Annotated in this window: 12 protein-coding genes; 2 read left to right on the forward strand and 10 right to left on the reverse strand. The window is 70.2% G+C overall.

What is annotated here, in order from left to right; translation table 11 throughout:
• Positions 1-116: 116 nt before the first annotated feature.
• Positions 117-1,391 carry an MFS transporter gene (locus ACFPME_RS02145; protein ID WP_377301552.1) on the reverse strand — a complete coding sequence of 425 codons (1,275 nt, stop codon included), beginning with the start codon at positions 1,389-1,391 and terminating at the stop codon, positions 117-119.
• Positions 1,392-1,563: 172 nt separating this feature from the next.
• Positions 1,564-2,550, reverse strand: a complete 987-nt coding sequence (locus ACFPME_RS02150) for a multidrug resistance efflux transporter family protein (protein WP_377301554.1) — start codon at positions 2,548-2,550, stop codon at positions 1,564-1,566.
• Between the two features lie 299 nt (positions 2,551-2,849).
• Between ACFPME_RS02150 and ACFPME_RS02155 the strand changes: the two genes are divergently transcribed.
• The gene (locus ACFPME_RS02155) at positions 2,850-3,593 is read left to right on the forward strand and encodes a nuclear transport factor 2 family protein (RefSeq protein WP_377301556.1); all 744 of its coding nucleotides are present in this window, start codon (positions 2,850-2,852) and stop codon (positions 3,591-3,593) included.
• Here ACFPME_RS02155 and ACFPME_RS02160 read toward each other — a convergent pair.
• Positions 3,553-4,026 carry a GlcG/HbpS family heme-binding protein gene (locus ACFPME_RS02160; protein WP_377301558.1) on the reverse strand — a complete coding sequence of 158 codons (474 nt, stop codon included), beginning with the start codon at positions 4,024-4,026 and terminating at the stop codon, positions 3,553-3,555. The genes ACFPME_RS02155 and ACFPME_RS02160 overlap by 41 nt on opposite strands.
• A complete protein-coding gene (locus tag ACFPME_RS02165; protein ID WP_377301560.1) occupies positions 4,023-5,174 on the reverse strand; it encodes an aldo/keto reductase in 1,152 nt (383 codons plus the stop codon). Before ACFPME_RS02165 ends, ACFPME_RS02160 begins: the two co-directional genes overlap by 4 nt.
• 98 nt (positions 5,175-5,272) lie before the next feature.
• On the opposite strand from ACFPME_RS02165, the gene ACFPME_RS02170 reads away from it, so the two are divergent.
• Positions 5,273-6,238 (forward strand): LysR family transcriptional regulator, encoded by a 966-nt coding sequence (locus ACFPME_RS02170; protein ID WP_377301562.1) that lies wholly within the window; start codon positions 5,273-5,275, stop codon positions 6,236-6,238.
• A gap of 6 nt (positions 6,239-6,244) precedes the next feature.
• Here ACFPME_RS02170 and ACFPME_RS02175 read toward each other — a convergent pair whose 3' ends face one another.
• From ACFPME_RS02175 to ACFPME_RS02200, 6 genes are all read right to left on the reverse strand, one after another.
• Positions 6,245-6,451: a hypothetical protein gene (locus ACFPME_RS02175; protein WP_377301564.1), complete on the reverse strand. Its 207-nt coding sequence runs from the start codon at positions 6,449-6,451 to the stop codon at positions 6,245-6,247.
• Positions 6,452-6,572: 121 nt separating this feature from the next.
• On the reverse strand, positions 6,573-6,977 hold the full coding sequence (locus tag ACFPME_RS02180) for a DoxX family protein (protein ID WP_377301566.1): 405 nt from the start codon (positions 6,975-6,977) through the stop codon (positions 6,573-6,575).
• 153 nt (positions 6,978-7,130) lie between these two features.
• The gene (locus tag ACFPME_RS02185; RefSeq protein ID WP_377301568.1) at positions 7,131-8,330 is read right to left on the reverse strand and encodes an efflux RND transporter periplasmic adaptor subunit; all 1,200 of its coding nucleotides are present in this window, start codon (positions 8,328-8,330) and stop codon (positions 7,131-7,133) included.
• A gap of 10 nt (positions 8,331-8,340) precedes the next feature.
• Positions 8,341-10,707: an ABC transporter permease gene (locus ACFPME_RS02190; RefSeq protein ID WP_377301570.1), complete on the reverse strand. Its 2,367-nt coding sequence runs from the start codon at positions 10,705-10,707 to the stop codon at positions 8,341-8,343.
• Positions 10,704-11,435 carry an ABC transporter ATP-binding protein gene (locus ACFPME_RS02195; RefSeq protein WP_377301572.1) on the reverse strand — a complete coding sequence of 244 codons (732 nt, stop codon included), beginning with the start codon at positions 11,433-11,435 and terminating at the stop codon, positions 10,704-10,706. The genes ACFPME_RS02190 and ACFPME_RS02195 overlap by 4 nt, the downstream gene beginning before the upstream one ends.
• Positions 11,436-11,479: 44 nt before the next feature.
• Positions 11,480-12,889, reverse strand: a complete 1,410-nt coding sequence (locus tag ACFPME_RS02200) for a formimidoylglutamate deiminase (RefSeq protein ID WP_377301574.1) — start codon at positions 12,887-12,889, stop codon at positions 11,480-11,482.
• Positions 12,890-12,906: the final 17 nt, after the last annotated feature.

Genomic DNA, 12,906 nt, shown 5'->3' on the forward strand with positions numbered 1-12,906 from the left:
GCCTGCCGCCGTGCTCAATGGCGGCATTCAGCCGGGGCTGCGCCGCACACACGCCCATCCGCTGACGACCCGCCTGCCCGACCTGCCCGCCGCCGCCACCGATGGCGATCCGCTCGCTAGGGCATCGCACCCTTGCTCATCGGCGTGGGCGGGGTCGCCACGTTCACCAGCGGCGGCAGCCGGAACAGCCGCCAAGCGATCAGCAGGCCGGCCAGCACCAGCACGCCGACGAACAGCGCCACGCCATTCCAGCCATGCGACGCATAGAACAGCCCGCCGCTGGCGCCGGCGACGCTCGATCCGGTGTAGTAGCAGAACAGATACACCGACGACGCCTGCGCCTTCGCCAAGCCCGCGCGGCGCCCGACCCAGCTGCTGACGATGGAATGTCCGCCGAAGAAGCCGAACGTCACCGCGACGATGCCGAGCATGATCAACGGCAGCGGCCGCGCCATCGTCAGCGCCACGCCGGCCAGCATCAGCGCGAACGCCGTCCACAGCACCTTGCGCCGCCCTAGCCGGCCGGCCAGATGGCCCATCCACGCCGAGCTGAAGGTACCGACCAGATAGATGCCGAAGACCAGCCCGACCTCCGCCTGGCTCAGGTTGTACGGCGGCGCCAGCAGGCGGTAGCCGAGATAGTTGTAGACGGTGACGAATGCGCCGAGCAGCAGAAAGCCTTCGACGAACAACCACGGCAGGCCGCGGTCGCGGAACATGCCGGCGAAGCGTCCCCGCACCACGCGCCAGTGCAGGGGCTGCGTCACGAAGTGTCGCGATGGCGGCAGCGCGCGCCAGAAGATCAGGCTGGCCAGCACGCCGATCACACCGACCACACCCACACCGAAGCGCCAGCCGAAGAAATCGGTCAGCACACCGGTGATCAGCCGCCCGCCCATGCCGCCGACCGCGCTGCCACTGATGTACAGACCCATGGCCAGGCCGATCGATTCGATGTCCATTTCCTCGCCCAGGTACGTCATCGCCACGGCCGGCAGACCGCTCAGCGTCAACCCCAGCAATGTGCGCACCACCAGCAGCGCCGGCCAGTTCGGCATCAGCGCCGTCAACAGCACCAGCACTGCCGACGACAGCAGCGACACCACCATCACCGACTTGCGCCCCCACGCATCCGACAGGGCACCGGCAAACAACATCGCGAACGCGAGCACGCCCGTGGTCAGCGACAGCGACATCGCCGCGCCTGCCGCGCTCACGCCGTAGTCGTGGCTGAACTCCGGCATCAGCGGCTGCACGCAATACAGCAAGCCGAAGGTGGCGAAGCCGGCGGCGAACAGCGCGAGGTTGGTGCGACGGAATGCCGGGGTGCCGTGGTGGATCGTCGGCACGACCGACGCTCCATCGACCTGTGTCGCGTTACTGGAAGCCATGTCCATCATGCTCGACCGGTGGCTGTCATCTGCGCGCAAGCATAAACGCCAGCCGGCACGATTGAGCATCCATGACGGCCGGCCGCGTGCAGCGCCGTGACGTGCCCGCCGCGGCTGGCGCAGTTCCCCTCGCGGGTCCTGGGCCGAAGGAAGGTCATCGGGCAGCCACGGGTCAGGCGCTGCGATCGCTGCGCAAGGCGCGCACCGCCCCGTCATCGCCAGCGGCGCCGCGTCCGCTGATCCAGCCAAACAACGCGATGCCGGCGATGATCGCCAGCGCGCCGAACAGCGCGTAACCGTGCGGCCATGCTTCATCGAGAAACAGCACGCCGAGCAGCGTGGCGAACAGCAGTTCCGCCGCCTGCATCGCCTCCACCGCAGCCAGCGCAGTCGGCTCGCTGCGCACCATGTCGGTGGCACGGAAGAACAGGATGGTGGCGATGGTGCCCGAGGACAGCGCCACGCCGCCGGCCAGCAGCGCCTCGCGCCACGTCGGCGGGCCGATCGTGAACCACGCGACCGCCGCGAACAGCAACCACAGCGGCCAGCTGCACAGCGTCATGCCGAACACCCGCTGCACCGCGTTGAGCCGGCTGCCGCAGTGTTCGAGGTGCAACAGCAGCTTGCGGTTGCCCAGCGGATAGGCGAACGCGGACAACACCACCGCACCGATCGCCAGCCAGTCGCCCGCATGCAGCCGGCCTTGCGCATGGCCCCATTGCAAGGCGAACACGCCGGCGACAATCAGTGCACCGATCGCCAGCGTGGGCCACGCCAACCGACGCCGCTCATCGCGATAGATCAGCGGCGCCAGCAGCGGGCCGGCCAGCACGGTGGTCTGGAAGCTGCCTGCTATCAGCCACGACGGCCCGCTGTTCGCCGCCCAGGTCAGCGGCACGCCGAACAGCACGAAGCCGACACTGCTCCACAACAACCACGGCCGCGCATGCCTGCGTAGCTCGCGCGGCAGATCACCGAGCCCGCCCTGCAGGGGCACCACCACGGCCAGCAGCGGCAGGGTGAGCAGGTAGCGGAGGATCACCGCCCATGCCCAATGTCCGCCGCCGGCGACGAGGCTCCGATTGAGCACGTAGGTAAGCGTGAAGAACAGCGCCGAACACAGTGCCAGTCCCACGGCGGCAAGAGCCTTCGAACGCATGCCGGCTACCGGATAAAAACGCGAGTGTGGCAAATCGGACGATGCTTGCGTAGCACGGTCGCGCTGTCATCGCCTCCACCGACGAAGTTCATCATGATTCGGAAACCGCACCCTGATCCGCAGCGCCCGACGAGGAAGGCCGCAGCCTGTCCTGGTTCGCGCACGGCATGCCGGCAGGCGCCTGCGGCGCCCCACCGTGGCCCTGACCGCCGACCCGGCGATGCCCGCGTGACTTCGTGCACATGCTGCCCGGGCCTGCATGGATCCAGACTCGCGGCACCTTCCGCGGAGCCAGGACCATGCCGATATCCCGATGGGCCGTTGCGTGCGTGCTCGCATGCCAGCTGGGTGCCCTGCATGCCGCGGAGCCATCCAACGCGCTGCGCGACGAACTGGTGGCGATCACCCAGGCCTGGGTCGACGCGATTCCGCGGGGCGACAAGGCGATCTGGCAGCGGACGCTGACCGACGATGCCGTGCTGATCGACGAGTTCGGCCGCATCCAGCACAAGAAGGATGCGATCGCCTCGCTGCAAGTGTTCCCCGCCGGCTTCGCCGGCAGCATCGAACTGCGCCAGCCGAAGGCATGGCGATACGGCGATACCGCGCTGCTCCAGGTGGAGGAGTACGAGCGCGAGACCGTCTTCGGACAGCAGCTGGTGGTGCGCTACCAGGCGCTGGCGACGTTCGTGAAACAGCACGGCGCCTGGAAGATGGCCGGCATGGAGGATGTGACGATCCCGACGCCGCCGCCGGCACTCGAGGTGCGCGGCCTGACCCTCGACGACTATGCCGGCACCTACCGCTACGCGCCGGATCGCGCCTGGACGGTCAGCGTGCGCGATGGCGTGCTGGGCTATGTCACCAGGGCCGGCCGGCCGTTCACCGCGCTGGAGCCGATCGCGCGCGATGTGTTCATGGGCACCGACGACGAGCGGAACCTGCTGATCTTCCGCCGCGATGCGGCTGGCCACGTCAGCGAACTGGTCGAGCGTCGCAAGTTCAACGACCTGCACCTGGCGCGCGAGACCCACGCCGGGTAGTTGCCGGCGCCGGCTCGCCGGCCAGCGCGGCAGCACCGGCGGCGGCGACCTGCGCGTCCTCGGTCGACTGCATGCCGGAGACGCCGATGGCGCCGATCACGCAGCCGTCGGCGATCAGCGGCAACCCGCCGTCCAGCGGCAGCAGGTTGTGCATGCCGAGCAGGCGCAGGCCGAGGCTGCCGGAGGCCACCGCATCCTCGAAGAGCTTGCTGGGGCGGCGGAAATTCACTGCCGTCTCCGCCTTGCCCTGCGCCACCGGCACGCTGCCGTGCTGGGCCTGGTCGAGTGCGTGCAGCATCACCAGCTGGCCGCCGCTGCCGACGATGGCGATCACCATCGGCCAATCATGCGCGGCGGCTTCCGCCTCGGCGGCGGCCATCACGGCGCGGGCCTGGTCGAGCGTGATCGGCGCGCCGTAAGGCAGTGGCTTCATCGCGCCGCCTCCGTCGTCGAAGCGGCCGCGAAGTCCACGCGCTGCGCGGCGCCCGTCCACACCGTGGAGGCATAGCCCGGCGGCTTGTCGCCCACCCCCACGCCGCCATGCAGGCCGGCCTGCTGCGCCGGCTCGAAGAAGCTGTAGGGAAACTGCGAAGGCAAGGCGGAGACCTCGCCCAGCCGGCGCATGGCCTCGTCGGGCAGCGGACGATCGAGCGCGCCGAGGTTGTCCTCGAACTGATCCAGGTTGCGCGAGCCGAGGATCACCGCACCCAGGGCGGGCTGGCGCGCGGCCCACTGGATCGCCACCTGCGCCATGCTCAGGCCGCTTTCGCGCGCGACCTGCTCGACCGCGCCGACGATGGCCCAGTTGCGCGGCGTGAACTTGTCCGCCAGCGACGGCAGGCCCATCGACTTGACCACCTGCAGCCGGCCTTCGCCCTCGCCGTCGTGGCCGGCCTCGCTGGGCCGGTACTTGCCGGACAGCAAGCCCATCGCCAGCGGGCTCCATGCGGTGATGCCCATGCCCAGCTCCTGCGCCAGCGGCACGTATTCGCGTTCGATGTTGCGCTCGGCCAGCGAATACTGCAGTTGCAGGTTGACCAACGGATGCAGGTGGTGCGCGCGCGCCAGCGTCTGGATCTGCGCGGCGTACCAGGCCGGCACGTCGGACAGGCCGGCATGGCGGATCTTGCCGGCGCGCACCAGGTCGTCCAGCGTCTGCAGCACCTCTTCGGCCGGCGTGATCCGGTCCCAGGTGTGCAGCAGGTAGAGGTCGATGTAGTCGGTGCGCAAGCGGCGCAGTGAGCCTTCCACCGCACGCAGGATGTTCTTGCGGCCGTTGCCGCCGGCGTTCGGGTTGCCCGGTTCGGCGTTGTAGCTGAACTTGGTGGCGAGCACCACGCGGTCGCGGCTGCCGCTGTCGGCGATGAACTTGCCGAGCAGGCGCTCGCTGCTGCCGCCGGTGTAGAGGTCGGCGGTGTCGATGAAATTGCCGCCGGCGGCGAGGTAGCGGTCGAACATCGCGCGGGCGGTGTCCTCCGCCGCGCCCCAGCCCCAGTCGTCGCCGAACGTCATGGTGCCGAGCGCGAGGCGGCTGATGCGCAGGCCGGAGCGGCCGAGGGTGTAGTACTGGTCGAGTGACATGGCGGGACTCCGTCAGTGGGGACGGCGCAAAGTCTGCACCTTGTCATTCCGTGGAAAAATGCCGATTCTCTTGATGCTTCATGAAGCTGGACTAATCAATGATCGACGACCACAGCCCGGCGCTGCGCGCCTTCCACACGATCGCCCGGCACGGCAGCTTCACCCGCGCCGCAGCCGAGCTGGAGGTGACGCCGTCGGCGCTGAGCCAGGCGATGCGCCAGCTGGAACAACGCGTGGGTGCGCGCCTGCTGCAGCGGAGCACGCGCAAGGTGGGCCTGACCGAGGCGGGCCGGCAGTTCCTCGAACGCATCGGCCCCGCGCTGGCCGAGATCGACGGCGCGGTGGAGGCGCTGCGCCAGCACGGCGACCACCCTGCCGGCACCTTGCGCATCACCGCGCCGCACAGCCTGCTCGACCAGTTGCTCGCGCCGATGCTGGCGGACTTCCTGCGCGCCTATCCCGACGTCACGCTCGACCTGATCGCCGACAACGCGCTCACCGACCTGGTCGCCGATGGCGTCGATGCCGGCATCCGCCTCGGCGAGCGGCTGGCACGCGACGTGGTCGCGCTGCCGCTGGGCGGACCGCTGCGCGCGGTGGTGGCCGGCGCGCCGGCGTACTTCGCGCGGCATGGCCGGCCGCAGCATCCGCGCGAGTTGCAGCAGCACGTTTGCGCACGCTTTCGCTATCGCAGCAGCGGCGCGATCTACCGCTGGGAGTTCGCCGATAGAAGCCGCGCCGATAAAAGCCGCGCCCATGAAGTCAGCACCGGCAAAAGCGGCGCGACGGCCCATCGCTGGTTCGAGATCGACGTGAACGGCCCGCTCATCACCAACGAACCCTCGCTGCCGATCCGGGCGGCGCTGGACGGCCTGCTGCTGGTGCACATGCTGGAGCCGATGGTGCGCGAATACATTGCCGCCGGACGGCTGCAGACCGTGCTGGATGCATGGCTGCCGCCGTTCGACGGCTTCTACCTGTACTACCCGAGCCGGCTGCAGGTGCCGCCGAAGCTGCGCGCGTTCATCGACTTCCTGCGCGAGCGGCTGGAACCGTCGGCCTGAGGGCGATCAGCGATAGCGCCAATGACCCCCGACCCAGACATGCCGCGGGCCCCAGTAGCCCGGCACCCATACGCGCACAGGTTCGACCTGCACCGGCGTCACCACGCGCACGTGACGGACCGGGCGCGGCGCCGCCACGATGCAACCGGAAAGTAAAATGCTGCCGACCAGCAACAGTGGGGCGATGGCGAGACGGGACGCGATGCGATGCATGGGACACTCCTTGCCGTGGATGTGTCTCAGCAAACGCATTCCCGCGGGTGGCGATGACGCGAACGCCAGCCGATGACGGCTGGCGTTCAGCTCGATCACCGAGGCCTGAACCGGGTACCGCTCAGTTCCAGCGCCCGTGGCTGCCGCCCAGGCTGAAACGGCCGGCGCCGAGCAGCATGATCGCCAGCGCGGTGCCGAAGAACATGCCCTGCAGCTCCAGTGCCCAGCCGCCGGTATCGGCCAGCGTGGCGAACTGGCCCAGGTGCACCAGCCCGATCGCCACCAGCATGTTGATCGCGATGATCAGCGCGCCCACCCGCGTCCAGTAACCGAGCAGCAACAGGAGCGGCGCCAGCACCTCGCCCACGTACACCCCGTAGGCAATGAACGACGGCAGGCCCGCCGCAGTCACCACGCCGATGATGTAGCCCGGCCCGTGGATCAGCTTGGACACGCCATGGAACAGGATCAACACACCCAGCACGACACGAAGCACCAGCTTGCCCAGATCGGTGGAACCTTGCATGGGACTCTCCCCTTGGTCGTTTCGGAAACCCGTCATGGACGGCGCGCAACGCGGGCACAGGCTAAACCGATTGTCCGGCCGCCGCACCGGTCGATGCCTTGACGGCTGCCCCCGCCGCTGCTGCCGCGTCGCCGGCGCGGCGAATGCCCGCAGTCACGGCGACGCGACCAGCGGGCGCACGCGCAGGCCATCGGCCAGGCGGTCGTCCGGATAGGCGATCACCCGCTCGCCCTGACGCAACCCCGACAGGATCTCCGTCGAGCCATCGCCCTGCATGCCCGGGGTAACCTCGGTCAGACGCGCGCGACCGCCGTCCACGCGATATACCGCCCAGCGCCGGCCGTCGCGGAACAGCGCGCTGGACGGCACCTGCAGCACGTCGGGTCGGCGCGCCAGCTCGAACTCCACCTCGACCCGGTAGCCATCGCCCAGTTGCGCCCACTGCGCGCGCGGCGCAGTGATGTCCAGCCAGACCTGCGTGCGCTGCTCCTCCACGCCCAGTGCCGATACCTTGGTGAAGCCGCCCGGCTCGATCCGCGTCACCCGCGCCGGCAACGCACCTTCGCCGCCCCAGCGCAGGATCCGCGCCAGGGAACCCGGCCGCAGCGCGATCGCCTGTTGCGACAGCGCCTGCACCATCACCTGCAACTGGCCCAGGTCGCCGAACTCCAGCAAGGGCTGGCCCGCCTGCACCGGCATGGCGCTCTGCTGGTAACGATGCAGCACCACGCCGTCGATCGGCGCGCGCAATTCGATTTGTTGCCCGCCACTATGGCCCTGTCCCTGCAGCAGCGCCGCCAGCGCCGCGCGCTGCTGCCCGGCGGCGCGCTGTTCGGCCAGCGCCGCGGCAGCCGCCGCCTGCGCCCGGGCCACGCGCGCTTCGGCCTCGTCGAGCGCGGCCACGCTGACCACGCCCGACGCACCCAGCGTGCGCATGCGGCCCACGTCACGCGAGGCCAGCCGTGCATCCGCCTGCGCCGCGGCGAGGCGTTGCTGCGCCGCCTGCATGGCCGCCTGCGCAGCCTGTTCCTCGGCCAGCAGACGATCGCGGTTGGCCGGATCCAGCAGGCTACCCTGCGGTGGCTCGATCGCCCCCACCACCTGCCCGGCCTTGACCGGATCGCCCTGCAGCAGGTCGATCCGCCGCAGCGTGCCGGCAATCGGCGCCGACAGCACCCAGCGTCGCGGCAACTCGGTGCGGCCCTCTTCCTCGAAGCGCTGCACCAGCGGGCCGCGCGTGACCTGCGCTACCTCGAGCGTGCGCGGCGCGGCCTGCAGCGCCCACCACGCGACGGCCGCGACGGCGACCGTCGCGGCGGCAGCAATGATCCAGTGGCGGCGTTTCATGCTCATCGGGCGGTCCTCATTCACGGGTCTTCAATACGGCGATCAGGTCCAGCCGCGCGATGCGCCGGCGCACCAGCAGCGCGGAGACCACGCTGGCGCCCAGCACCATCAGGCCGGCGAACGCGTAGGTGGCGGTGGTCAGCCGGATCGGTATGCGGAACAGCTCGGACTGGAAGCCCTGCACCATCAGCCAGCACAGCCCCCAGCCCGCGGCGAAGCCGAACGGCAGCGACACCACCACCAGCAGGCCCAGCTGGCCCAGCAGCAGCGCGCTCACCTCGCCCTCGGTCATGCCCAGCACGCGCAGGCTGGCCAGCTCGCGGCCGCGCTCGGACAGGCTGATCCGCGCCGCGTTGTAGACCAGTCCGAAGTTGATCACCCCGCCCAGCAGCGCCGCCACCAGGGAGAACACCAGCAGGCTCTCGCCCATGGTGGCGTAGAAGCTGCGCACCGAGGCCAGCCGCGAACTGATGCCGGCTACCCACGGGCGCCGATCCAGCCGCGCATACAGATCCGGCTCGGCGCCCGGCAGCACGCCCAGCAGCACGCCGGAGACCACGTCGCCGTCGCCGAGCAGCCGGTTCAATGCATCCAGATCCATGTAGCCCTGCGCGCCGATCGACTCGTGCACGAAGCCGGCCACGCGCACGCGGCGCACGTGGCGATGGCCTTCCAGCGCCTGCACCTCGATTTCGTCGCCGGGCGCGAGCGCCAGCATGCCCTGCAGGTAATCGGTCAGCAGTACGCCATCGGCGGACGGCGTGATCGGTCGCAGTTGCGCATCCAGCGGCCGGCGCAGGCGCGCATCCGGCGGCAGTCCCTCGATCGTCGTGCGATAGCTGCGGTGGCCATGCACCAGCCGAACCGGCGCCATCCGCACCGGCTCGGCCCAGCGCACGCCCGGCAGCGCGGCCAGCTCGAACAGCACCCGCCGCGGCGCCGGCTCGATGAAGCTCACCGCCAGATCGTGGTGCTGCGCGATGCTGAGCTGGGTGTCGACCATGTAGTCGATCGCATCGCCCTGGAAGCGACCCACCATGGTCACCGCGCAGGCCAGCGCCAGCCCCAGCACGGTGAACGCCGCGCGACCGGGACGACGCTCCAGGTCGCGCAGCGCCATCCGCGCCGGTTGCGACAGCCAGCGCTGCAGGCCCAGCCGCTCGATCACGGTAGGCCCGAAGTGCGCCGGCGCCGGCGCGCGCATCGCCTCGGCCGGCGGCAGGCTGGCCGCCGCGCGCAGCGCCATCAGCGCGCCGGCGGCCGCGGCCGCCAGGCTCACCGCCACGCCGGTGGCAACCGCCTGGATGCTCAGCTGATAGGCCAGGAACGGAAAGCGGTAGATGCCCTGGTAGACGTGCGCCAGCCAGCGCCCCAGCCCTCCGCCCAGCGCGATGCCGAGCGCCGCGCCGAGCAGCGCGATCGCCGCGGCCATGCCCAGGTAATGCACCGCCAGCGCGCGATGGCTGTAGCCGAACGCCTTGAGCACGCCGATCTGGTCGCGCTGGGTGCCGACCAGGCGCATCAGCACCACGTGCAGCAGGAACGCGGCCACGCCCAGGAAGATCGCCGGGAACAGCCGCGCCATCGTCTGCAGCTGGCGCATCTCCTCCTCCAGGTAGCGCGCCGAGGTCTGCTCGTGGCGGCCGTAGGCGCCGACGCCGCCGTAGCGCGCCAGCAGGCGGTCGAGTTCGGCGATCACCGCGGCGGTACGCGCACCGGGCAGCAGGCGCAGCGTCACGTTGTCGAACGCGCCGTCCATGTTCAGCGCCTTTTCCATCGCGTGGCGGTTCATCCACAGCACCGCATAGCGCTTGAAGTCGGGAAACACCGCGCCCGGTGGGCTCTGGTAGACGTACTCCGGCGAGGTGCCCACGCCCACCACCTGCAGCCAGCGCTGGCGCCCGCGCAGGGTCAGCCGCAGCCTGTCGCCGACGCGCAATGCCTGCGCCGCCGCGAAGGCCTCGCCCACCACCACTTCGTTGTCGCGCTCCGGATCGGGCAGCCGCCCGCTGCGCAGCTGCACCCGGTTGAGCAGCGGCTGGCCGCCGTCCAGCGGCAGCGATACCACCTCGGCGCGCACCGGCTCGTTGAAGCCCGGCACGCCCAGCGTGCCCAGCGCCAGCAACCGCGCCTGCGCGGTCTGCACGCCGGGAATCGCGGCCAGCTGCGGCAGCAGCGTGTCGGGTGCGCGCTTGAGCGGCGCCCACAGGTCGGCCAGCGCACCCTGCCGGTAGAACTGCTCGCGCGTGGCGGTGAGCGACTCGTAGGTGGACTGCGACATCACCAGCGTGGCGACGCCGCCGGCGATCACCAGCGCGATCGCCAGCGCCTGCCCGCGCAGGTGCCACAGGTCGCGCACCGCCTTGCGGCTCAGCGCGCTCACCAGTGCAGCTCCGCTGCCGGCATGCGCTGCGCATTGCGCTCCTCCCGCACGATGCGGCCGTCGCCCAGGTACAGCACGCGATGGGCCATGCGCGCGATGTCGGCGTTGTGGGTGATCACCACGGTGGTGGTGCCGAGCTCGGCGTTGACCCGTTCCAGCGCCTCCAGCACACGCACGCCGGTGGCCGAGTCGAGCGCGCCGGTGGGCTCGTCGCACAGCAGCACCGCCGGCCGCTTGGCGATCGCGCGGGCGATCGCCACCCGCTGCTGCTGGCCGCCGGACAGCTGCGCGGGAAAGTGATCCATGCGGTCGGCCAGATCCACCCGCGCCAGCGCCTCCTCCGGCGTCATCGGCTGCCCGGCCAGCTCGGTCACGATCGCCACGTTCTCGCGCGCGGTGAGGCTGGGAATGAGGTTGTAGAACTGGAACACGAAGCCGACGTGCTCGCGGCGGAACAGCGTGAGCTCGCGCTCGCTGGCGCCGGTGAGGTGATGCCCCTCGTACCAGACCTCGCCGGTGGTGGGCACGTCGAGTCCGCCCAGGATGTTCAGCAGGGTCGACTTGCCGCTGCCCGAGGGACCGAGCAGCACCACGAACTCGCCGCGATACAGGTCCAGGTCGACCCCGCGCAGCGCCGGCACCTCGACCTCGCCCATGCGGTAGGTCTTGGTGAGGCCGCGGGCGCGGAATACCGCCTCCGCGGCAGGCAGCGGTGTGGCCAGGGCCATGCGTGCGCTCCGCTCGAGAGCCGCCCCTGGGGCGGCGACGGAATTCAGGCTAACGGCTTCGGGGGCATCGTTTGATGATCTTGGGCAACTCCAATCGCCTTGACGGCATTGCGGTAGCGCGTCGCAATGCGCTCCTCGTCACGATGCCGGAAGTCGCGCACCACCCATTCACCGCCGCACATCACATCGCGCACCAAGGGCGTGTTGCCGGCGAACAGGAAACTGTCCAGCACCGACCGGGCATCGCGCGCGGCGAGCAGCGGCGAGTTTTCATCCAGCACGATCAGGTCGGCACGCGCCCCCGCACGCAAGTCGCCCAACGGCAGCCTGGCCGCCTGTGCGCCTCCGCGCAACGCGGCAGACCACAGCGTCTCGCCCACGCTCGTGCCCTGCCCGCGCGCGGCGATGTTGCGGTGGCCGCTGGTGAGGCGCTGGCCGTATTCCAGCCAGCGCAGTTCCTCCACCGGCGAGATCGAGATGTGCGAGTCCGAGCCGATGCCGAGCGCGCCGCCGGCGTCCAGGTATTCGGCCAGCGGGAACAGGCCGTCGCCGAGATTCGCCTCGGTGGTGGGGCACAGGCCGGCCACGGCGCCGCTGCGCGCGAGCTGCAGGGTTTCCGCCCCGGTCAGATGGGTCGCATGCACCAGGCACCAGCGGGCATCGACGTCGGCATGGTGGAACAGCCACTCCACCGGCCGCGCGCCGCGGGTGGCCAGGCAGTCCTGCACCTCGCCGATCTGCTCGGCGATGTGGATGTGGATCGGGCCGGTTTTCGCCATGGCACTGGCAAGCACATCGCGCATCGCCATTTCCGGAACCGCGCGCAGCGAATGCAGCGCGATGCCGACGCGCAGATCGTCGTTTTCGCGCTGACGCAGCGTTTCAAGCAGGCGCAGATAACCGTCCACGTCATGCCCGAAACGGCGTTGCCGCGCGGTGAGCACGCGGCCGTCGAAGCCGCCGCTGATGTACAGCGCCGGCAGCAGGGTCAGCGCGATGCCGGCTTCGCGCGCGGCCTCGATCAGTGCCAGCGACATCGCCTCGGGTTGCGCGTACGGCTTGCCATCCGGCTGGTGGTGCAGGTAGTGGAACTCGCAAACCTGGGTGTAGCCGGCCTTGAGCATCTCGACATAGAGCTGGGCGGCGATCGCCTGCAGCTCGTCCGGTCCGACCGTGGCGGCGAAGGCATACATCGTCTCGCGCCAGCTCCAGAAGCTTTCGTCGCTGCGGCCCTTGCGTTCGGCCAGCCCTGCCATCGCACGCTGGAACGCATGCGAGTGCAGGTTCGGCATGCCGGGCAACACCCAGCGACCGATCGACTCGCCGGCATCATCATCGGCGGTCTCGCCCAAGCGGCCATTGGCTCCCACGGCAAGCATCGCATCGGTGTGCCAGCCATCGGCGCGCCATAGCTGGCCTGCCCGAAATGGCCGAACGGCGGCGTGGATGCTCATGCAGACGACTCCCGTGG

The sequence above is a fragment of the Rhodanobacter umsongensis genome, assembly GCF_042654965.1.
Classification (GTDB): Bacteria; Pseudomonadota; Gammaproteobacteria; order Xanthomonadales; family Rhodanobacteraceae; genus Rhodanobacter; species Rhodanobacter umsongensis.

Excerpts from the sequence above, each read along its gene's own strand:
- ACFPME_RS02145 (WP_377301552.1), bottom strand. The coding sequence starts at position 1,391 with ATGGCTTCCAGTAACGCGACACAGGTCGATGGAGCGTCGGTCGTGCCG.
- ACFPME_RS02150 (WP_377301554.1), bottom strand. The coding sequence starts at position 2,550 with ATGCGTTCGAAGGCTCTTGCCGCCGTGGGACTGGCACTGTGTTCGGCG.
- ACFPME_RS02155 (WP_377301556.1), top strand. The coding sequence starts at position 2,850 with ATGCCGATATCCCGATGGGCCGTTGCGTGCGTGCTCGCATGCCAGCTG.
- ACFPME_RS02160 (WP_377301558.1), bottom strand. The coding sequence starts at position 4,026 with ATGAAGCCACTGCCTTACGGCGCGCCGATCACGCTCGACCAGGCCCGC.
- ACFPME_RS02165 (WP_377301560.1), bottom strand. The coding sequence starts at position 5,174 with ATGTCACTCGACCAGTACTACACCCTCGGCCGCTCCGGCCTGCGCATC.
- ACFPME_RS02170 (WP_377301562.1), top strand. The coding sequence starts at position 5,273 with ATGATCGACGACCACAGCCCGGCGCTGCGCGCCTTCCACACGATCGCC.
- ACFPME_RS02175 (WP_377301564.1), bottom strand. The coding sequence starts at position 6,451 with ATGCATCGCATCGCGTCCCGTCTCGCCATCGCCCCACTGTTGCTGGTC.
- ACFPME_RS02180 (WP_377301566.1), bottom strand. The coding sequence starts at position 6,977 with ATGCAAGGTTCCACCGATCTGGGCAAGCTGGTGCTTCGTGTCGTGCTG.
- ACFPME_RS02185 (WP_377301568.1), bottom strand. The coding sequence starts at position 8,330 with ATGAGCATGAAACGCCGCCACTGGATCATTGCTGCCGCCGCGACGGTC.
- ACFPME_RS02195 (WP_377301572.1), bottom strand. The coding sequence starts at position 11,435 with ATGGCCCTGGCCACACCGCTGCCTGCCGCGGAGGCGGTATTCCGCGCC.
- ACFPME_RS02200 (WP_377301574.1), bottom strand. The coding sequence starts at position 12,889 with ATGAGCATCCACGCCGCCGTTCGGCCATTTCGGGCAGGCCAGCTATGG.